We start from the raw sequence: 21,367 nt of genomic DNA on the forward strand, positions 1-21,367 counted from the left end.
TACATGCCCTTTTAATTTTTAAAAAAAGTTCTGCAAGTCGAGTAAAGTTAATTCAGATGTTTCCATAAAAACCCCCAGTTTTATTATCACGTATCAATAATACATCTAGTATACTTAAAATATCTTTAAAAAAGGCGACTCTGACCCTCAGGTAGCTAATGTTAACTACCGATATCGTACGTGAACCAAAATCAATAATGGCAATTGCTGACGACTTACCCCTCCATATTATTTAAAGCAATATCTGATAATAAAGAAAATCATGGGGCAAGTAAACTATAGCTAAAGTGACTTAGGTTTACCTACAATTTGAAAAACAACAAATTCGTTATTCCGCTACTTGTTAGCGCCACGGCGGTATGACGTAGGGAAACCTTCTTGGGTTAGCTATACCTGTTTTGCCACTCTGCTGAACGGATACTTTGAAAGTAGATCTATTATAGAATTGATATGAGCCTTATTTTACCCTAATCGTTTATAACCTTTGGCACTACGAAATACCCATGCTCAGGTTTTGTATTGGACAATATCTCTTCTTTAATGTTTTGAGAATTTATAACATCATCGCGTACATGAATGTCCTTGTCTATACTGCCATAACGCATAGGAGAAACACCTTCAGTATTAACTTGCAATAAAGTATCATGTATCCAATCCAGCATTGTCAGTTCTTTGGAGTAGTGATCAATATTGTCATTTGATAACTTAATCCTTACAAGCTGTGCAATTTTAAGCATTTCTTCCTTGGTAATTGTTATTTTTCTCTTATTTGCAAATTCTATTAGTGAAGTAATAACGTCTTCTGTTGACTTAGCTGGCATCTTTACCTCCTTGGATGAAGTGAGTTAAAATATCTACGACCGAAACAACTTCTATTTTACCAGTTTTTTCAAGTTTGTGAAGTATAGTATCCGTAATCACTAATTTATCTAAAGAAGAGGAAGAAATTTTTTCAACTGCACTTCCTGAAAGCACGCCATGTGTGATGAATGAAATTACGGACTTTGCTCCGCAATTTTTTAAAGCAAGGGCTGCATTACACAATGTTCCACCAGAGTCAACTATATCATCAACAATGACACAATTTTTATTCGCAACTTCTCCTATTATGTTCATTACTTGAGATGTGCCTGCTTTCTCCCTATATTTATCTACTACAATAATCTTATCACTCAACCCTATCTTGTACTTTTCCTCTAAAGTCTTTGCAAAAGCACGTGCTCTGCTAATTGCTCCAACATCAGGTGCAACAATTGCCAAATTTTCCGTGTGTATACAATCAACAAATGCTTCAAAGCAGTTCAAATTAGTTATCGGTACATCAAAGAATCCTTCAATTTGACTTGAGTGCAAATCAATCACTGCAACACTACTTGCACCTGCAGTTTGAATAAGATTTGTAACTAATTTGGCATTTAAAGCAGATTGCATATCATTGTTCTTGATAATTCTATCTTGTCTGCTATATCCATAATAAGGAATAATTACTACTATCCTTTTGGCTCCTAATCTATTTACTGCATCAATTATAAGCAGAAGCTCCATAAGGTTATCATTCACAGGGGGAGAAAGAGATTGTACTATGTATACTTCTTGATTATATAGATCATTTGCTACTTCTACATTTAACTCGCCATCGGTAAACTTTGATATCCAAGCAGAGGATGGTTGAACATCTAGCCGGTTAACTACTGATTCCCCTAATTCTTTACTAGCATTACCTATTATTATCTTCATAATGTACCAATTGAGCTTGTAAGATTATACAGAAATTATGAAATAATTGAAATGTAAGTTTCTTTATCTAGCATTCTTGTCGGCAAATTAGGTACCTCTTGTACAATGACCTGTCATTTTCACGCATTGTTTCAATATACAGACCCAAATTGAAACAACTATACAAAATCCTGCTTATGTTTCAAGATAAATAACTTTAATAAAATATAATTTACCTTACCACTTCGTTTTGATTCTCCAGTTCAACATAGGATAAATTACTCATACATTCTCCTAGTATTTCCTCCTTTTTATCATTATCTAGTCCACTGCTAAACCCCTGACACTTTTTCTCAAGAGCTAAGCGTGTAGCTATCTTACTGTTTCAGACGATAATTCCGGCAACTCATTACGAATCTTTTCCTGCTCTTCCTCAGAGAAATTGCCAAGGTTTTCCCTGGCCATTTCAGAAAATTTTTGAGTAATCGTTTCTTTTATCATTCCAACAACTTCCTGTTTATTTAGTGTAATAACTACCGATGGATGCAAGCCAGATAAAGACTCAACCATTTTATTGTATGTTCCACCTGAAGTAAGTAAAATAGCGAGGTTTAAATGGCATTAAGATCAAAATTATTGGATGAAAAAGTGGTTCACTAATAATGAGAATTGGTATTAGCTATAGAAAACTTGTATAGATTTTTTCTACTTCTGTGATATCATAAGCCTGTAATGATAAAATAAGCAAATATGGATAAGTCAGCGTATGAGATCATAGAACATGAGTATGATGTGGTAGTAGTGGGTGCAGGTGGAGCAGGGCTCAGAGCAACGCTTGGGATGGCTGCAACTAATTTTTCAGTTGCCTGCATTTCTAAAATTTTTCCTACACGAAGTCATACAGTTGCAGCACAAGGCGGAATTAGTGCAGCTTTAGGTAATATTGGTGAAGACGATTGGCGCTGGCATGCATATGACACAATAAAAGGTTCAGACTGGCTTGGTGATCAAGATGCAATAGAATATATGTGTAAAAACGCTGCTAAAGCTGTTATTGAACTTGAAAATTTTGGCGTACCTTTTTCTCGTACAGAAAATGGCAAAATATACCAGCGCTCTTTTGGTGGAATGACAACTCACTTTGGTAAAGGAAAATCAGCTCAACGCACTTGTGCGGCAGCAGACAAAACTGGGCACGCAATCCTTCACACTCTATATCAGCAGTGTCTTAAATTCAACGCTGAATTTTTTGTTGAATACTTTGTGATTGATTTAATTATGGATAGCGAAACCGGAGCATGCTGTGGAGTTCTTGTTTGGTCGCTATGCGACGGCACATTACATAAATTTCGTGCGCATAAAGTGGTGTTAGCAACAGGTGGATATGGACGTGTTTATTTCTCTGCAACAAGTGCGCATACCTGCACAGGTGATGGTAATGGCATGGTAGTAAGGGCTGGATTACCACTTGAAGATATGGAATTTGTACAATTTCATCCAACAGGAATATATGGCTCAGGGTGCTTGATGACAGAAGGGTGCCGTGGTGAAGGGGGATATCTCGTTAATTCTCAGGGCGAAAAGTTTATGGAATGCTACGCGCCAAAAGCAAAAGATTTAGCTTCCCGTGATGTGGTAAGTCGTGCAATAACAATTGAAATTAGAGAGGGAAGGGGAGTTGGACCGAAAAAAGATCACATGTATTTAACTATAGCGCATCTTGATCCGGAAGTAATAAAACTCAGATTGCCGGGCATCAGCGAAACCGCAAGAACTTTTGCTGGAGTTGATGTCACTAAAGATCCAATACCGGTCATTCCGACTGTTCACTACAACATGGGCGGCATTCCAACCAATTATCATGGAGAAGTGATCACGCTGAAGCAAGGTAAGGAAGAAGTGGTAGATGGACTATTTGCAATTGGAGAAGCTGCGTGTGTCTCTGTGCATGGTGCAAATCGACTTGGTTCTAACTCACTTCTTGATCTTGTGGTTTTTGGTAGAGCTGCAGCGCTCAGAGCAAAAGAGAAACTAAAATCCGGTACACCACATAAAAAATTGAGCTCAGATTGTACAGATTGGATAATAGATAGATTTAGTAAAATGCGGTTTGCTTCTGGAAAGTTTAGGGTGGCAAAAATACGCAGTGAAATGCAGAACACTATGCAAAAGTACGCATCAGTATTTCGTGTTGCTGAAGTTTTAGAAGAAGGCAAAAAAGCTATAAAAAAGGTAGCAAAAATGATGTCTGATATTTCACTTGAGGATCGCAGTATGATATGGAACAGTGATTTAGTTGAAGCACTGGAGCTTGCTAACATGATCCCACAAGCGGTTATTACCATGGAATGCGCAGCCAATCGAGAGGAGAGTAGAGGTTCTCATGCTCGTGAAGATTTTCCTGAGCGTGATGATAAAAATTGGATGAAACACACCATAGCGTGGCTTGAAGAAAAGAAAGGTCAAATTAACGTAAAAATTGATTATAAAAAAGTGGCTGAAAAAACTCTGAGCGATGAAATTGACTTCATCGCTCCAGAAAAGAGGGTATACTAGTTATATTGTTAACCCATCTGCGGGAGATTTTGTTGATGTATCTTTCATTTCACTTTTTGGATTTGTTCGGTAGAAGTCATAGTCCTATACCTCTTGTTTGAGTTTTGTTCTTATAACTTCCCCACAAGAACCTTGCATGCAGCTTTCCTGCACACGGCTCCACAATAATAGCATTCATAGCATTCGCTCTCATGTATATAAAGAATAGTGTATTTTTGGCTTTGGTAGTGGATTGACTAGTAAGTAATGGTTGAATTGCTCCCACTTCATACTTCTCTTTTGACTACGTCGGTTTATCCACTTAAATGCTAGCCTTGTTATCGATCGATAGAATTGACTTAAACATCGATAATTTCCGCTAATTCCGAAATAGCTATAGTGTCCTGTTAGTTTAGTTTTGAGTTTCTGCCACCATTCTTTAAGACGATCATGATGTATGGTTCCAGAGTGTGATGGTAAGGATTTAGTATAAACAATTCAGGAGATTTTGTCCACTGAGAACATGTAAATTCAAAAGGAGTAAGACCATTAAGAGTTTTGAGTCTCTTTGCATAATTGTAAGCCATGACAAAGTCATAAAGATGCTTTGTGAGTTGCTGATGTGATTGGTAGTAGTATTTTTTAACAGTAGCATTTTTTAAAGTTTTGTTCATACGTTCAACTTGCCCATTTGTCTAAGGATGGCTGATTTTTGTTAGACGATGTTCAATATTATGTTCTTCACAAACTCTATCAAATATGTGTTGGAAAGCGTATTTATGGCGTTTCTGGTTGGTAAATTGTATACCGTTGTCTGTCAAAACAGTGTGGATTTTATACGGTAGAATTTTAATCAAATTACGTAAAAACTCAGCAGCTATGGGTTTTGTAGCACTTTTATGTAACTCAATATAGGTGAATTTGGATGTTCTATCTATAGCAACAAATAGATATAGTTTTCCCTCCTCTGTTCTGACTTCTGCAATATCAATATGGAAATAGCCTATAGGATATTTCTTAAATTTCTTTTTTGGTTTAGCTTCACCATCAACATCTGGCAGTTTGCTAATGTTATGTCTTTGTAAACAGCGATGCAGGCTAGAACGAGTTAAGTGCGGAATTGTAGACTGCAAGGCATAAAGGCAATCATCTAATGGTAGAAGTGTATGCTTCCGAAATGCGACGATTATTGCTTCTTCTTCTAAAGTTAGAACAGTTGATCTTGGATGTTTTGGACCCATATCAGCGTCTTTAGTGAATGAGCGTTTTCTCCACTTAATAATAGTTTTTGGATTAAGGTTATAATACTTTGAGAGTTTTGCTATGCTCTCTTTACTATTTTGTATTGCTCTACGAATCGTCTCTGTTGTTTTGGCACACCCATGTAATACTTGTCCCATAATTCCTCCTTTGATGGTATTTTTTTCTCACATTTTATCATACTATCACACTCTGGGACTGTACAGCGGCTTTACCTGAGTTAGATTTTCACCAACTGTTCCTTACGCACTTCTTGGCGCACCTTGCACGCTTTGTCTGTCGGTCATTGTCAGTAGGGTTCTTTGTTTTATTAGTTAGTTTTTCAAAACATTTCTTAACACCACTAAACCCTAAAGTGAGAGCAAGACATGTAGCTATAGCAATAGCTGCGAGGAATAAAGTGGCAAGGGCCCCAATGTAACCCTGAGAGACACTATATGCTACAGATGAAATGAAAATAACCGTTGTTATGGATACTAATGTTTGACGGGTTCTCTTTGCTGGATCTATGTACTTTTCCAGCAGCAGATACTGCTTTTCCTGTAGTAGATGCTGTTTTTTCTATAAAAGAACCTGCTTTTTCAATGCCAGACTGACATTTTTTTGAAGCAGTTTTACAGTGGTATTTTTCCTCGAGTTTCTCCTTTAGCTCTCTAACCTTTTTTTGTGCTTCTTGTGTAATTCTTGGATATTCTTTTAAATTAAGTAAAGTTAGATAATACTTTTTAGTATCAAATGTTTGACCTTCCAACTCTAGAGAACAGGGATCAGCGCCCATTTCTAGCAGCATTGCACAAAACTTTGTTGTATTGCTACAACTAACTGTTGAATCAAAAATTGTTCCTTGCTTTAGATATTCAATTTTTTCTTTCCTTGCTTTTGTTTTTAGCACCGCTTGTAGAGGCGTGTCTTCTTTCTGGTTGGTAGCATCTACAGCTTCTCTCAATTTATCTTGAGATATCACTTCTTTTTCTACTAAATTCAAAATCAACTCCAAATATGCAACTTTTTGCTTTCCTTTGAGTAAAGCAATATGATGTAAAGCATTGTTGCCATTTGTGTCTTTCAGGTTAATATCCGCCCCTTTCTGTAGTAACTCCTCAAAAAGTTTTTTATCATTATTTTCAATTGCTGAATGTAATGGATTACTATCTGGAGTATTTATGGTATACTCTATAATTTCTTTAATTTTTGTTTCTGTATTGGTTTTTATTTCTGGTTCTAATTCAGACTTCTTTACTGACTCTGCCAATTTTTCTAAGAAGTTAAGATAATATATTTTTTGTTTTTCGCTTAACTCCTGTAATTCTTCTTTAGACAACTGCAAATCATCAATATTTGCTCCTAATTTGAGCAATTGTATAGCAGATACTATTGTATTGTCGTAGTGTGGTATAAGTTTTTTTAAAGGTGTTAAAGTTTTTCTCGGTGTAGTCTCAAAACTATGTTTTTCTTTTGTTACTTTACTAAGTAACAATGCTTGCAGTGGTGTTTGACCGTTGCCATTTTTATCGTTTACAGCTTTTTCAAGTTGTGCTTTAAGTTGCTCTTTTCCTTCCTTCTTACTCACATCTAGTACTGTATTTAAAAAATCAAACTTTTGTTTTTTCTCTAATTATGTAACTATTAGGTGTAAAATATTATTTTCCTTTTTATCTTTTACACTGCTAATATCCGTGCAACCTTTCAGATATTCTCTAAATTTCCCTTGATCTCCATTTTTGATTACTTTGAATATTGGCTGTTCCTTATCAGTATATTGAACACTGCTGTTCATTATTCCGTTCTCTACTTCTTGGTCTTCATTTGCTGTGTGGAAAATTGGTATACCCGAAATGTGGTCTTTCTCGTCAGCATGATCATCTTCAGCTTCGCCACTGTTGCCGCTTTCGGTTTTACTCTCCATACTCCCTCTACGACCAGTTTCATTTTGATCAACGTTATCAGGATGATCTTTTTTGCTGCTCTTGTTAATAGCTTCTGAAATTACTTGTTCTATTTCCTCTTTTTTTGTTGGTCTAGTTTTTTTGACCGTTTGATTTCTTTTTTCAATGCTGGAAGGAAGTGTTGAGTATAATACTTATAATATTTTTCTTGTTCTTCAGGTGATTCTCCTAATTTGGTTAACACTTCGGTTAATATCTTAGGACTAGCCCCTTCCTTGAACAATCCCTTGCATTTGTTGAGAGTCTTGTCTTTCCCCACTTCTGGGTGTAGGTGTTTGTGCTTTCCTTTTGTTACTTTTTTCGTTATAATGCTCAATAATTCATTGTTGTGTACTAACTCACTAGATGTAGAATTTTCTTTTGTCATACCAAAGCCTCACTAAAAATTAACCATTTGTATATTTTTGTAGTTGTATGTGTTAACAATTTGAGATTGAGAACTAACAACTAAAAAGCTAGATTTAAATTTTAAAATGTTGTATATGTAATCGAAATACAGGCAGAAGAGCGTTTCTGCTAGTATCATAGTTAAACCTCACTTCAACGATTATCTACTATTTTAAATGTTTAGTTTTAAGAAAGGATAAATATTGGTATATAGCTAAAGTGAACAGGTGCAAAATGTGCTATAACGCGGCGCTAACGAGTAGCGGAATGACGGCATATCAAATTGTAGCTAGCTATAGAACGTTCCCTACTAGCTTATTCATGAATTGACGTAGTATTGATACATCGCTCATTTTAGTAGCTGGGTTTTCTGTATATTCTGATTGACTTGATGATTTTTGCACCTCTTGCTCTTCTAAATCGTTGGACTTATTTTCTATATCCTTAACAGAGTTATTGCATTGTGTATCATTTTTTGGTGCGTTATCTTGAAGTGTAAGTTGCTTTTCTTCAGTAAACTTTCCTTTAATTTTTCCAAATCCTTCATAAATATTTTCTAAATTCAAGTAAATAAGATAACAAACTCCAATAACTGCTATAATAGATGAGGCAGTTGCAATTGTAATACTTCCTTGAGAAGCGCTGAATATTACCGCACAGGCTAAAGCAGTAAATACAAGCGTTGTCACTACTTTACAAACAACATTATTGACATACTTCACAATATCGCGTGCTTTTAACTTCTTACCAAAATTGCACTTCAGTTCAGTTCTCATATCATCTGGAATAAGCGCTCTACCCATTGATTTCTCTATTCCTTTTATAATTTTATAATACTCTTTGCTCCATAATCTTTCGGGTAGTATTAACTGCTTTGGGTCAACACCATTTTGCACTAATTTTACACAGAACTTGATCGTGTTATCACGGCTCTTAGGATTGACCAAATTATGTTTATCTTTTGTCGTCTTAGTAATTAGCGCTACTTGTAGTGGTGTGCGTTCTTTTTCGTTAGTGGCGTTTGCAGCTTTACTAAATTTCTCTTTTTCCACCGAATTTAAAATCAACTCTAAACATGTAACTTTTTGTTCTCCTTTGAATGAAGCAATATAGTGCAGAGCATTTTTTTCATCTTTATCTTGCACAGTAATATCTGCACCATTTTGTAAAAATAACTCTAAGGCTTTATATCTATTTATTTTTTCAAATTTTCTATCTGTACATGATCGATCCTCATTCTTTTCTTTTATATGCTGAAGCAACTGATGAAGAGGTGTTTGTTCTTCCTTGTTAGTAGTATTTACAGCATTACTAAATCCATCTTTATCTGAAATCAACTTCAAACATGCAACTTTTTGTTCTCCTTTGAATGAAGCAATATAGTGCAGAGCATTTTTTTCATCTTTATCTTGCACAGTAATATCTGCACCATTTTGTAGAAATAACTCTAAGGCTTTATACCTGCCAGTATCCTTAAATTCTTTTTTTACTACATTTTTTATTTTATTTTTCAATGAAGGTTCTTTACTCTTTTCTTGTATGCGCTGGAGTACCAGATGGAGCAGTGTTTGCCCTTCTTTTTTATCATTTACAGCTTTTATAAATTGTTCTTTTTGGCTTGCTTCTAGCAATATATTGAGAAGTTTAAGTTTTTGTTTTGTTTCAGGTTTAACAATCAAGTGTAAAGCATTATTACCATCTGTGTCTTTAAGGCTAATATCTGCCCCTTTTTGCAATAACTCTTCAAAACGTTCTTTATCATTATCTTTAATTGCTAAATGTAATTGATAATTATCATTACTATCTGGAGTATTTATGGTACGTGGTATAATTTCTTTAATTTTTGCTTCTGTATTGATTTTTATTTCTGGCTTTAATTTAGATTTCTTTCCTTGCTCTGCTAATTTTTCTAAGAAATTACGGTAGTATGTCTTTTGCTCTTCTTTTAAGTTTTGTAATTCTTTTGTAGATAATCCTAAATTATCAGAGCTGGCTCCATGCTCTAACAATTTTGTAAGAAACTTAAGTGTGTTATCATTATTTTGGATCGTATGAGACTCATGTTTTTCTTTTGTTATCTTGTTAATTAGTGCCACCTGAAGAGCGTCCTGATTTTCACTATTAATGAGTTGTGCTAAATCTTCCTCGGTGACCGTTTTTATTAGGATACCCAGAAACTTGCATTTCTGTTTCTTTTCCAACGACGCAATGAGGTGTAAAATATTATTTCCTTTTTCATCTTTTATGCTGCTAATATCCGTGCAATCTTTGAGATATTTTTTAAATTTCCTGTTATTTCCATTTTCGATTGCTTTTAATAATTGAACATTATTATGCGTTACTTTATGATCGTTTTCAACATCGCTACCGTAGCCACTCTCTGTTTCACTGTCCCTACGATCATTTTGGTTGTGGGTAAAACAATATCTGCTATTATAAGTAATTTCTGAAATTACTTGTCCTATTTCCTCTTTTTTTATAGGGTCTAGTTCTTTCGATATTTTTCTATTCAATACCGGAAGAAAGCATTGGACATAATACCTATAATATTTTTCTTGTTCTCTAAGTGATTCTTCTAATTTAGTTAATACTTCAGAGCTAGCACCTTCCTCAAATAACCTTTTGCACTTCTTGAGGGTTCCATCTTGACCTCTTGGTTTTTCACGCTTGTGTTTTTCTTTTTTTACCTTTCTCTCTATAGTGCCATACAATTGCTCGTCTTTTTTATCCTGCTCTCGCTTTTTATTTTTATCTATGCATTCGTCTAATTTATTTGCATTAGTAGCTAGTGTGCTTAGATCTATACCCATACTAAAACCCCAATATTAAAAGCTATTTAAGTTGTCAGCACTAAACTAACAACCAAGAAGTTTGACTTTTAAATTGAGCTAAACGTTGTATATGTGATCAAAATATAGGTTGAAAGGCAGAAAACTAGTTTCTATTAGAAAATCTGTTATCATAGTCAAATCCTCACTTGAACAGTTGTCTACTATTTTAACCATTTAATCTTAAAAAATAATAAATATAGCTAAAGTGAGTAACTGCAAAACGTGCTGCTGGCTAAAATATAGCTAAACTGACTTAGATTTACCGACAAATTTGAAAAACCGTCATTCCGCTACTCGTTAGCGGAATCTATACCGCGAATGAATCGCGGTATGACGTAGGATTGCTGTCATTCCGCTACCCGTTAGGGGAATCTATAGACCTGCTGCAAAAGGTGATTGAAAAAATAATGTGAGAGAAGTAGAAGAAGAATAAGCAGATTGAGTAAGGTAAAAAAATGAGCTTTAGTTACTATAACATGAAGAAACACCCAAGAAACTTTCGTAATATAACAGGTTTAACTATAGAGGAGTTCGAAAAGGTAGTGGAAAAAGTGAGGTCTGGGTAGGAAAGACTTGAAAAACAGAAAAAGTGCCATGGTAGAAGATCACAACTACCAACTCTAGAAGATAAGTTATTTTGCGTAATTTTGTACTATCGCACTTACATAACACATAGATTTTTAGGGTGCCTGTTCAATGTTCACAACGCAAATGTATTTAGGTTACTGAAGAAAATAGAGCCATTACTTGCCAAAAAAGTTACTATAACAAAAGATAGAAGTATGACACCAGAAAAAATACTGAAGATTCTGGCTGATGTTACAGAACAGCAAATACAGAGACCAGAAGATAGTAAAAAACGGAAGAAATCATATTCAGGAAAAAAAAGAACCAACACTATGAAAACTGAGATTATTATCGAAGAAGGTGGAAGAATTTTATCAGTGTCAAATTCATATCGTGGTAGAATTAATGATTTTCGCATAAGGAAACAAGAAAAATATTTACCAATCGATAGCATAAAATATGCCGATTCTGGATATCAAGGTTGGCAAAAATTGCAAAGCAATGTTATAATTCCATATAAAAAGTATCATAAAAAGCCATTAACTCCAGAGCAGAAAGAGCATAATAGAAGATTAGCATCATTTAGAATGAGAGTAGAAAATAAGATCCGTGAGATAAAGATATTTAAGATTATGTCTCATGTTTACCGCAATTTTCAGAAAAAATACAACCTGAGGTTCAATATTATTGCTGGTATTGTGAATCTTAAGCACGCCTTTTAGTTAACCTTGATTTTAGTCACCCTCCTTTCCTTCTTTTTATTGCTTGATTCTCAGCAGGTCTTATGCCGAGGCGGTATGACGGTCCGCTACGTGTTAGCGGAATCTATGCTGAGATACCGCGAATGAATCGCGGTATGACGGTTCGTGACGGTATGATGTGTTAGCTATAGGATAAGAAACTATAGCTGCAGATCGATGCTTTTATAAATCTTCCAGACTTGGTTTTTCTTTTAGTTTTTTAAGTCTTTCTTTATTTAGTATGGAGCTTATCTCTTCTACACTTTTATCAATATCATCATTGATTATTACATAATCATATTTATCACGTTTGCTTATCTCTTTTTGAGCTTCGGCTAATCTGCGCTCTATTTCGCTTGCATCATCACTATTACGCTTTTGCAAACGCAACCTAAGCTCTTCCATTGAAGGGGGAAGTATAAAAACACTCACAACTTTTTTTCTCATTAGCTTGAATAAGTGAAATGCTCCTTGCCAGTCTATGCTTAGTAAAACGCTTATTCCACTGCTCAGGTTTTGCTCTATAAAATCTCTTGGTATACCATAAAAATTCTCAAAAACTTTGGCGTATTCAATCATCTGACCAGCTTCGCATAACTCGTGAAATTTTTCTTCGGTAACGAAAAAATAGTCTTTTCCATTTATTTCGCCGGGGCGAGGCTTGCGCGTAGTCGTAGAAACAGACCTAACTAAATTAGTTGATTGATCAAGTAATTTTGCTGATATAGTAGTTTTTCCAGCTCCAGAAGGGGAGGATAGAACCAATAATACGCCCTCACTTTTTACGGTCATTTTTCTTTGCATTTTTTAACATTGCGCTTTTTTGATCAGAGTTTAAAAAGCTAGAACCTTCTAAATTAGAATTTGATAAGTTGCTGCCAATGAGAGAAGAGTTATCAAAGACAGTATAGCGCAAATCGGTTTTTTCAAGATTTGCCTTATTCAAATTAACGTTTACAAACTTTGCTCTACTCAATGTTGAATTAGAAAAATCAGCATTTTCTAAATTCATATTCTTAAATTCAAAGTAAGAATAATTTACATTAAATTTTTCACCCTGTGATATTTTCTCTTGCAAATCTCCAATTGAAGTTATAGCATTTTCTAACCCTGCAAGTTTTTTCTGCCCTTGATTGTCAATCAAAATTGAATTATCAAACTTGCAATCTGTTAAATGAGCATCAGCAACTGAACTTTTATATATGCTTGAAGAGTAAAAAGACGTATCACTAATTGTTGAATTGCTCAAATTGCTAAGAAAAAAGCTAGTTTTCCTAAAGGCATTAGCGTGAAGCAAAGAAGATCTGAAATCGCTTTCAATAAAATTTGAATTAGTTACTTTTAAATTGGACCAGCTCGAATTATCAGCTAATAAATTAAAGAATGTTGAATTTTCTATTTCACTGGAATCAATATTATGGTGAAAAAGTGTACTGTTATAAACTTGAGAGTCTTGGATTTTTATCTTATACATTGAAGTTGTAGAAAGGTCTGAATCTTCTATCTTCGCAGAGGTGAATAGTGAATGGTCAAAAAATGAGCCATTCATGTTAGAATTCGCAACTTTAGTATTATGAAACTTTCCGTGACGAATGTCAGCATTAGAGACATTAACTTGATGCAGTTCACTAAAACTAAAATCAATATTGGATAAATCAGCATCCTGAAGACTTGCTCCAGAAACATATACATGTTTTATCTTGGAACCATTTAGTATAGATTGAACAAAACTTGAATTATCGTCATTCACATAGGAAATTTGTGTGTTGCTTAAATTAGCTTCGTCGAAGTTACTGTTAATTATGATAGAAGAATTAAGGCAGGCATCGGAAAGATTGCTACCTGTAAAGTCTGATTCTTTTAACTCTGCACCATATATGTTAGCATTTTTTAATGAAGAAAATTGTATCTTTAATTTATATGCATCCACTCCAAAGAAACTTGCATTATCAAGGTTATTTTTCTGCATAACAGTATCGTTTATTTCACTATCATTAAAATTTACGTAGCTAACATTCGAGTTTGATAAGTTGGAGAGATTCATTTTCACATTCGAGAAATTAGTATGCAAACCAATTACGTTGTGCATACTTACTTTTTTGAGATCGGAACTGATAAAATCAGCATAACTAACATTAGACTGATCAAATACGATATCTGTTAAGTTTGCAGAAACAAATTTTGTAAAATTCAAATTTGTACCTTTTATTTTAATGCCATGTAAATTAGCATTGGAGAAATTAGCACCACGTAAATCAACATCAATGAAAGACACGTCGGATAAATCGGTGTTAGAAAAATCGGCACCAATCAGACTTACTCCATCAAAAACAGATTTACTTAGGTACAGTTGGCTAAAATTAGCTCCATTTAAGTTAGAACCAAAACCTTTCTTAAAATCTTCTGGCACGCCCTCTTTGTGGCACTGCACCAAAAATTCAGCAAAGTCTTTTTTACTGTAAGATACGTATTTTGCATCATGTAGAGCGTTTAAAAAATCACTAATCTGATTTTTTTCATCATTTGTTTCGTTTCCATAACATAAATGACCAACTAAAATTAATATCAAAAATCTAATCATCTTGCTTATCGCACTGCGACTCATTGTTTTCTTTCGTTTTCACAGCCCAATCGTACATTGCTGAGCTTTCTTTATTGTCTATTTTTCTATCCTCCAAAAGGTGTGGCATCATTTCGGCAATCGCATTTATTATATTGATCTGCTTTTTTTCGATTGCTATATCAATTGGAGATTGAAAATTATTATTAACTACTCTAAGATAAGCGCCTTGTAATAAGAGAAAGCGCACTATGTCTACCTCACCTTGTTTAACTGAATAAATGAGAGGAGTATCACCCAATTTATTTCTAAACCTTAGTATCTCTTGAGTTGTTAATCCAATTTTTTCTAGCTTACTCATTATTCCTCTTAAGCAAGGTAAGTTATTTTTCTTAATACAGTAAAAAAATTGCTTACTGTAATCATCAATAAATACAGTTGTAGGAAGATGCTCATTAAGGCTATCATATTGTCGTTTATATATTGACTTGCTTTGTATATCTTTATGACCCCATTCTTTTATTGGTTCTCTGTTTAGCTTTGTCCATTTTTGTAAATTTTTCTTTTCACTTTGCTCTTCTTCATCTTTTTTAGTTATAAGTTTTACTCTATTGCGGTCCTTAGAATTATTGTTTGTTTCTTTCACTTTTTTTTCTTCAAACTGATTCTCTACTTTTTCTTTTTTTCCCTCTAATAATTGACTTGCATCACTTTTTGAAAGTTCATTATCTTTTATATCAATCTTCTGATCAGCTTGTAGATTTTTTTGCGGGTCAGTTGTATTCTCATTTAAATCAGCACTTAAAGGCAAAGGCTCTGGTTTCAAATCTTTATTCACTTCTTTATTGGCCACATTTGGTAAATTTCGAGCAAATTCGCCTGTACTTTCTTCTAGCTGGTCATTTGGCAAATCTTTATCAATCCTTTCACCTTCACTTATAGTTTTTTCAACCACAGAAGCTTTATTCTCGTTGTGTTGCAGCTTCTCTTTATCGGTTACTCTTTTGCTCTCAGCCTCTTGTGTTTGTTTAACATCGACGTTGCTTTTCAACTCATCTTTTTGATTTGTGCTGCTCAGTAAATCTTGCTTCCTTACACCTACATTTTCGTTTTTATGAACTGATTCAATTTTCTTTTCTTCAAATTGCTCTACAGCAAATAGGCTCAGTGATCCAAATACAACAACTAATAATACAAAGTATAAAATACTCTTCATAAATATTCCAAGCATAAGCTTAATTAAGATGATACTATAATCAAATGATTAATCTACAGTAAAAAATGCCTTAGGATTTTATTTATAAAAAACCAATAGATTTTTTGCATTACTTTTTCTGGGTAAGGTCAATTGCTTCTTAAACCTCTCCCCTAAACGAATACACTGTAGAAGGAGGAGTTTCTTCTCCCCAGAAAGCTACACATTAAACCTAAAGTGCATTATATCACCATCTTGTACGATATAATCTCTGCCTTCAAAGCGAATTTTTCCTGCGTCTTTGCAAGCTGATTCACTTCCATACTTTATGTAGTCTGCAAAGCTTATAGTTTCTGCTTTTATGAAGCCTTTCTCAAAATCAGTGTGGATTACACCTGCTGCCTTATCAGCTGTTGATCCTATTTTTACTGGCCATGCCCGTGCTTCTTTGGGGCCCACAGTAAAGAAAGTTATCATACTCAGCACTTCATACATAATACGCGCTACTCCATCAAGGCCTGATTCTTGTAAGCCAAATTCTGACAAGAAACTCTGTTTTTCCTCTTCACTATCAAGATTTACAATATCTGCTTCAAGTTTTGCTGAAATGCAATAAAATTTGCTTTTATTTTCCTCCGCCATTCTCTCTACCTTTTGAGATAATTCATTGCCAGTTATAACATTTGTATCTTCAACATTGCAAACGTACATAACGGGCTTTGTTGTCAGCAATTGAAGTGACTTCATTTCGGCTTCGTCCATGTTTTCCAAACTTCTTGCAGGTTTACCGAGTTTTAAAGTAGCTAATACCTCTTGCATTAATTCAAGTTGTCTCTTTAGCTCTTTATCACCTTTTTTTGCTTTCTTTTCCAATTGAGGAAGCCTTTTTTCTATGCTATCAATATCAGCTAGGATTAATTCCATTTCCACCACTTCAGCATCTGATATTGGATCTATTTCATTGTGTACATGGTTAATATCATCATTTATAAAGCACCTGAGCAGATGCACGATGGCATCAACTTCTCTGATATGACTCAAAAATTTGTTTCCGAGTCCTTCACCTTTGCTTGCGCCCTTTACAAGACCTGCAATATCCACAACTTCTAATTGGTTATAGATTGTCTTCTCTGAACCGGCAATTGCTGCGATTTGTTTCAAACGCTGATCTTTTATCGAAATCTTGCCGATATTTGGCTCGATTGTGCAAAAAGGATAATTTGCAGCTTCGGCTGCACTTGACTCTGTAAGTGCATTAAATAAAGTTGATTTTCCTATGTTTGGTAACCCAACTATACCACAGTTAAAGCTCATATTTGCTATTTAAAGCCATAATTATTGCACAATTTAAGAATTTCTGCTATACTTAATTAGTTACTTATTGACAGTTTTGTTGGTATAGTAATATATAGCTTAAATTAAGGTAAAAACTATGCTTCAATCTAGGGAACGGAAATTACCAACTAATAGCCAAGTAGTTAAGTATAATACTGCGGGCGATGGCAATTGTTTTTTTCATGCTGTGTTTGGTGATAATAGCTCTGGTCCATATAAAGCTGAAAGAGCGCAAGATATGAGAATGGAATGGCGCAAATTTTTAAGTCAATTTACATCTTTAGATGATGTAAGTATTCCAGTTCCTTTAAGAGCTCAGCTAGAAAAGGTTTTTAATATGTTTTTAAACAAGCCAGGGGATTTAACTGGTAAGTCTGATAGAATAAAGGAGTTGGTTGAGCAAACAAATAGGAAAATTAAAAATGCTGAAGGTAATGTGAAGAGGTTAGTAAGTAAAGCTGTTAGCAAATTTAATATATCGCATGATCAAGCTATGCGTGATTTAAGAGAATATGCAGAGGCCCTTGATGAAAATGAGTACGATGTCCAATATAACAGTGAATTTATTACACGCTCATTTCTTGACAAACCTGAACTCTATCAAGCCTATCTAGAAGCAATAGAAAGTAAAAGTTATTTTCCTTTCATTGAAGAAGTTCAGATATTAGCTTCTTTAGCTAATATTGAAATTAATGTCCATTGTGAAGTTAGCGGTAGAGAGAAGCAACAAAAGTTTGAGCCAGATCCACAAATGATAAATAATGATGATCAGTTAAATCAGGTATTTAATCGTGAGAGTTATAAATTAAATGACGAGTTATGGGGTAGTAAAGAGCGAGAAACAATATATCTTGGAGGGAATCATTACTCTAGAGCTGAAATTGTAACTCAAGAATTAATAAGAAAGCAGCAAGAGCAAGAAGACTTTCTATTAGCAAAAAAACTGCAGCTAGATGAGATCTTGGAATATTGTAACCTTTCAAAGGATATCTCTGAGAGAGCAGAGGTTGAAAAGAGATTTGATGAGTTATTGGCAGAAAATGCTAATGGAAAAATTTGTGATGTTGTAGAGCAGTGCGTTAGTGATATAAAGCAGCGCATAGAGCGCTCTGAAGAGCAAAACCCTTCAAGTTTACTAAGTTCAAGATGTGGTACGGAATCGATGGCAGAACAACCATTTCATCCACAACCAATACTTGTAAAATAAATTTTCATAGCCCTGTATATTTTTATATAGGGCTTTTGCAAGCATTTCATATAATATGAACTTGCAGTACGTACTAACCTAAATGCAAGTTGACCATGAAACTAGTTTAATCATTGATGCTATAGAGAAATTTGGTGGTGAGGCTAGGCTTGTCGGCGGGTGTGTGAGAGACTCAATTTTGCAGTGTGATGTCCACGACATCGATTTAGCTACTAATTTGCTTCCCAATCAAACGATTAAAGCGCTAAAACTCCGTAATATAAAAACTATTCCAACTGGCTTAAAACATGGAACTATAACTGCGATCTTAAATCAGAGGTCTTTTGAAATTACAACATTAAGGCATGATGTGAAATGTGATGGCAGGCATGCGAAAGTAGAATTTACTAATAATTGGCAAGCTGATGCTTCAAGGCGTGACTTTACATTTAACGCTCTATATGCAGATAAGCATGGCCATATATATGATTACTTTGGTGGTATAGAGGACTTAAAGGCGCGAAGGTTAAACTTTATAGGCAACGCTGAAGATAGAATTGAAGAAGACTATCTACGTATTTTAAGAGCATTTCGTTTTCATGCAAAAATATGTGTCGGAGATTTGAGTGATGAAATACTAAGCGTATGCAAAAAGCATTCGCATATGATCCAAAACCTCTCTGGAGAGAGAATAAGAGATGAAATACTTAAATTGCTGGAGTGCAATGATCCTTTTCCAACACTTAAGAGCATGCAAGAATCTGATGTTTTGCAAAAGATTATCCCAAAAGAAGTAAAATGCGAAATTCTGTCTTCGTCACTTCTTTTCGGCACTGATGCACTAGTAAAATTAGCGTTACTCCTTAGGAACACCAAAAATGACAGGCTAAGTCTTGGAGAATATGTAAGTAAGTTTCTACGTCTTTCAAACAAGCAAAAGAAAAAGCTGTTATTTTTATTATCCAACGATACCAAAACAGAACTCTCAGAAAAAGAGCAAAAAAAATACATATCTTTATTTGGTAGAGAATTATATTGTGATTTAGTAAAAATTTGTGGTGTTGAGTCTGGAGAAAATGTTGATAAATACATTTCGTTTGCTAATACATTCAATATTCCAAAATTTCCTTTATCTGGCGATGATTTAATAAGTATAGGTCACCAACCAGGAAAAAGTTTAGGTAGAAATTTGGAATTGCTAAGACAACATTGGGAAGACAGCTCCTACACTTTAACAAAAGAGGAGCTGGTGCTTTATGCTAAGAGCCTACTCTAACTGCTTTCCGACTGTTCAATGAATGTATGCTTGCAATATTAGTGTGACTCATCGAGGAATTAGGTGTGTATTCTTTTTTAGCTTTTTCTGTTAATTGGTATTAGTTTACTCCTCCTTGAGTTTGATTACACATTTTCTGATCTGGAGATAAAAATTTATCTCTTATGCTTGATGTCAGTTGTAACTCTTGAATCTTATCTGAAAAAAATCTCATTCTAGCTTCTACTAGCTCTTTCACAACAATTTCTTTAAGTAATTCTCCTGAGTCGTTATTATTATTATTTTTGCTATTAAAGCTGTGCAAGATAGAGTCTACAATCTTATTTACCCCTTCTTCTTGTTTGTTAAATTCTAATTTTTTTACGCATTTTCTAACAGAAGGTGACAACTTCTTTAACCTTGGCTTCTATGATCTCCTTTGCAGATTGTTTCAAATTACTTTCTAATAATTCAAGCAGCTTACTGCTTTCAAATTTGCCATCATCTTGATTTGATAGAAATTTTATGGTTTTATTATGTACGTTATGGCAAAAGTGCTTTTCTTTAAATTCAGGAAAATTTTCTTTCAACTCTTTATTTTTATCAGATAAAAAGTCATCAAGATTCTTATCCCTAAAAAGCTTAGAGAAAACCTTTGAAACGTTTGACCGAGTTGATTTCATAGAACCAGTAGTTGATTTTGCAGTAGATACTGTGCTTACCAAACTCACTGTATCTGACGCTTTAGTTTTTGTTTGTCCTTGTGATTTTTGAGTTTCTCCATCAATCTCCTCTAACCTTTTATCAACATCCTTTAACTTTTCTTCCAACTTTTGTTGTTCTTGATTATTTAAGAGTTGTTGTTTCATTATTCTTAATTAGACCTGCTGAGAATCAAGCAATAAAAAGAAGGAAAGGAGGGTGACTAAAATCAAGGTTAACTAAAAGGCGTGCTTAAGATTCACAATACCAGCAATAATATTGAACCTCAGGTTGTATTTTTTCTGAAAATTGCGGTAAACATGAGACATAATCTTAAATATCTTTATCTCACGGATCTTATTTTCTACTCTCATTCTAAATGATGCTAATCTTCTATTATGCTCTTTCTGCTCTGGAGTTAATGGCTTTTTACGATACTTTTTATATGGAATTATAACATTGCTTTGCAATTTTTGCCAACCTTGATATCCAGAATCGGCATATTTTATGCTATCGATTGGTAAATATTTTTCTTGTTTCCTTATGCGAAAATCATTAATTCTACCACGATATGAATTTGACACTGATAAAATTCTTCCACCTTCTTCGATAATAATCTCAGTTTTCATAGTGTTGGTTCTTTTTTTTCCTGAATATGATTTCTTCCGTTTTTTACTATCTTCTGGTCTCTGTATTTGCTGTTCTGTAACATCAGCCAGAATCTTCAGTATTTTTTCTGGTGTCATACTTCTATCTTTTGTTATAGTAACTTTTTTGGCAAGTAATGGCTCTATTTTCTTCAGTAACCTAAATACATTTGCGTTGTGAACATTGAACAGGCACCCTAAAAATCTATGTGTTATGTAAGTGCGATAGTACAAAATTACGCAAAATAACTTATCTTCTAGAGTTGGTAGTTGTGATCTTCTACCATGGCACTTTTTCTGTTTTTCAAGTCTTTCCTACCCAGACCTCACTTTTTCCACTACCTTTTCGAACTCCTCTATAGTTAAACCTGTTATATTACGAAAGTTTCTTGGGTGTTTCTTCATGTTATAGTAACTAAAGCTCATTTTTTTACCTTACTCAATCTGCTTATTCTTCTTCTACTTCTCTCACATTATTTTTTCAATCACCTTTTGCAGCAGGTCT

General features: G+C 34.3%; 16 protein-coding genes and 3 pseudogenes. 4 read left to right on the forward strand and 15 right to left on the reverse strand.

Annotated features, from left to right (window positions below; genetic code table 11):
- Nucleotides 1-467: 467 nt before the first annotated feature.
- The 3 genes from gatC to AAGD69_RS02245 form a co-directional block, all read right to left on the reverse strand.
- Complete coding sequence (gene gatC, locus AAGD69_RS02235) at nt 468-821, reverse strand: Asp-tRNA(Asn)/Glu-tRNA(Gln) amidotransferase subunit GatC (protein WP_341812446.1); 354 nt, start codon at nt 819-821, stop codon at nt 468-470.
- Nucleotides 811-1,737, reverse strand: a complete 927-nt coding sequence (locus tag AAGD69_RS02240) for a ribose-phosphate diphosphokinase (RefSeq protein ID WP_341812447.1) — start codon at nt 1,735-1,737, stop codon at nt 811-813. The genes gatC and AAGD69_RS02240 overlap by 11 nt, the downstream gene beginning before the upstream one ends.
- Before the next feature lie 351 nt (nt 1,738-2,088).
- Nucleotides 2,089-2,286, reverse strand: coding sequence for a hypothetical protein (locus AAGD69_RS02245; protein ID WP_341812448.1), 198 nt, complete (start codon nt 2,284-2,286; stop codon nt 2,089-2,091).
- A 180-nt stretch (nt 2,287-2,466) separates the two neighbouring features.
- On the opposite strand from AAGD69_RS02245, the gene sdhA reads away from it, so the two are divergent.
- Nucleotides 2,467-4,272, forward strand: coding sequence for a succinate dehydrogenase flavoprotein subunit (gene sdhA / locus AAGD69_RS02250; RefSeq protein WP_341812449.1), 1,806 nt, complete (start codon nt 2,467-2,469; stop codon nt 4,270-4,272).
- 386 nt (nt 4,273-4,658) lie between these two features.
- Here sdhA and AAGD69_RS02255 read toward each other — a convergent pair.
- The 5 genes and pseudogenes from AAGD69_RS02255 to AAGD69_RS02275 form a co-directional block, all read right to left on the reverse strand.
- Nucleotides 4,659-5,651, reverse strand: a pseudogene (locus tag AAGD69_RS02255) (IS481 family transposase).
- 293 nt (nt 5,652-5,944) lie between these two features.
- Nucleotides 5,945-7,081, reverse strand: a complete 1,137-nt coding sequence (locus AAGD69_RS02260) for an ankyrin repeat domain-containing protein (RefSeq protein WP_341812450.1) — start codon at nt 7,079-7,081, stop codon at nt 5,945-5,947.
- Nucleotides 7,082-7,126: 45 nt separating this feature from the next.
- Nucleotides 7,127-7,417, reverse strand: a complete 291-nt coding sequence (locus tag AAGD69_RS02265) for a hypothetical protein (RefSeq protein ID WP_341812451.1) — start codon at nt 7,415-7,417, stop codon at nt 7,127-7,129.
- A gap of 89 nt (nt 7,418-7,506) precedes the next feature.
- On the reverse strand, nt 7,507-7,824 hold the full coding sequence (locus tag AAGD69_RS02270; RefSeq protein ID WP_341812452.1) for a hypothetical protein: 318 nt from the start codon (nt 7,822-7,824) through the stop codon (nt 7,507-7,509).
- Nucleotides 7,825-8,137: 313 nt separating this feature from the next.
- Entirely contained in the window at nt 8,138-10,654 is a 2,517-nt protein-coding gene (locus AAGD69_RS02275) for an ankyrin repeat domain-containing protein (RefSeq protein WP_341812453.1), read from the reverse strand.
- A 476-nt stretch (nt 10,655-11,130) separates the two neighbouring features.
- Between AAGD69_RS02275 and AAGD69_RS02280 the strand changes: the two are divergent.
- Nucleotides 11,131-11,964 (forward strand): annotated as a pseudogene (locus tag AAGD69_RS02280) (transposase family protein).
- A gap of 201 nt (nt 11,965-12,165) precedes the next feature.
- Here AAGD69_RS02280 and gmk read toward each other — a convergent pair.
- From gmk to ychF, 4 genes are all read right to left on the reverse strand, one after another.
- Nucleotides 12,166-12,774 (reverse strand): guanylate kinase, encoded by a 609-nt coding sequence (gmk, locus tag AAGD69_RS02285; protein ID WP_341812629.1) that lies wholly within the window; start codon nt 12,772-12,774, stop codon nt 12,166-12,168.
- A complete protein-coding gene (locus tag AAGD69_RS02290) occupies nt 12,758-14,563 on the reverse strand; it encodes a pentapeptide repeat-containing protein (protein ID WP_341812630.1) in 1,806 nt (601 codons plus the stop codon). Before AAGD69_RS02290 ends, gmk begins: the two co-directional genes overlap by 17 nt.
- Nucleotides 14,556-15,758, reverse strand: a complete 1,203-nt coding sequence (locus AAGD69_RS02295) for an ankyrin repeat domain-containing protein (RefSeq protein ID WP_341812454.1) — start codon at nt 15,756-15,758, stop codon at nt 14,556-14,558. Before AAGD69_RS02295 ends, AAGD69_RS02290 begins: the two co-directional genes overlap by 8 nt.
- Before the next feature lie 198 nt (nt 15,759-15,956).
- The gene (ychF, locus tag AAGD69_RS02300; RefSeq protein WP_341812455.1) at nt 15,957-17,051 is read right to left on the reverse strand and encodes a redox-regulated ATPase YchF; all 1,095 of its coding nucleotides are present in this window, start codon (nt 17,049-17,051) and stop codon (nt 15,957-15,959) included.
- A 118-nt stretch (nt 17,052-17,169) separates the two neighbouring features.
- Between ychF and AAGD69_RS02305 the strand changes: the two genes are divergently transcribed.
- Nucleotides 17,170-18,279, forward strand: a complete 1,110-nt coding sequence (locus tag AAGD69_RS02305) for a hypothetical protein (RefSeq protein ID WP_341812456.1) — start codon at nt 17,170-17,172, stop codon at nt 18,277-18,279.
- An 82-nt stretch (nt 18,280-18,361) separates the two neighbouring features.
- Entirely contained in the window at nt 18,362-19,534 is a 1,173-nt protein-coding gene (locus AAGD69_RS02310) for a CCA tRNA nucleotidyltransferase (RefSeq protein ID WP_341812457.1), read from the forward strand.
- A 100-nt stretch (nt 19,535-19,634) separates the two neighbouring features.
- Here AAGD69_RS02310 and AAGD69_RS02315 read toward each other — a convergent pair whose 3' ends face one another.
- From AAGD69_RS02315 to AAGD69_RS02325, 3 genes and pseudogenes are all read right to left on the reverse strand, one after another.
- Entirely contained in the window at nt 19,635-19,922 is a 288-nt protein-coding gene (locus tag AAGD69_RS02315) for a hypothetical protein (RefSeq protein ID WP_341812458.1), read from the reverse strand.
- Nucleotides 19,906-20,382, reverse strand: coding sequence for a hypothetical protein (locus tag AAGD69_RS02320; protein WP_341812459.1), 477 nt, complete (start codon nt 20,380-20,382; stop codon nt 19,906-19,908). Before AAGD69_RS02320 ends, AAGD69_RS02315 begins: the two co-directional genes overlap by 17 nt.
- Nucleotides 20,383-20,454: 72 nt before the next feature.
- Nucleotides 20,455-21,288: pseudogene (locus tag AAGD69_RS02325) on the reverse strand (transposase family protein).
- Nucleotides 21,289-21,367: the final 79 nt, after the last annotated feature.

This window comes from Wolbachia endosymbiont (group A) of Conops quadrifasciatus (assembly GCF_964027015.1).
GTDB lineage: Bacteria > Pseudomonadota > Alphaproteobacteria > Rickettsiales > Anaplasmataceae > Wolbachia.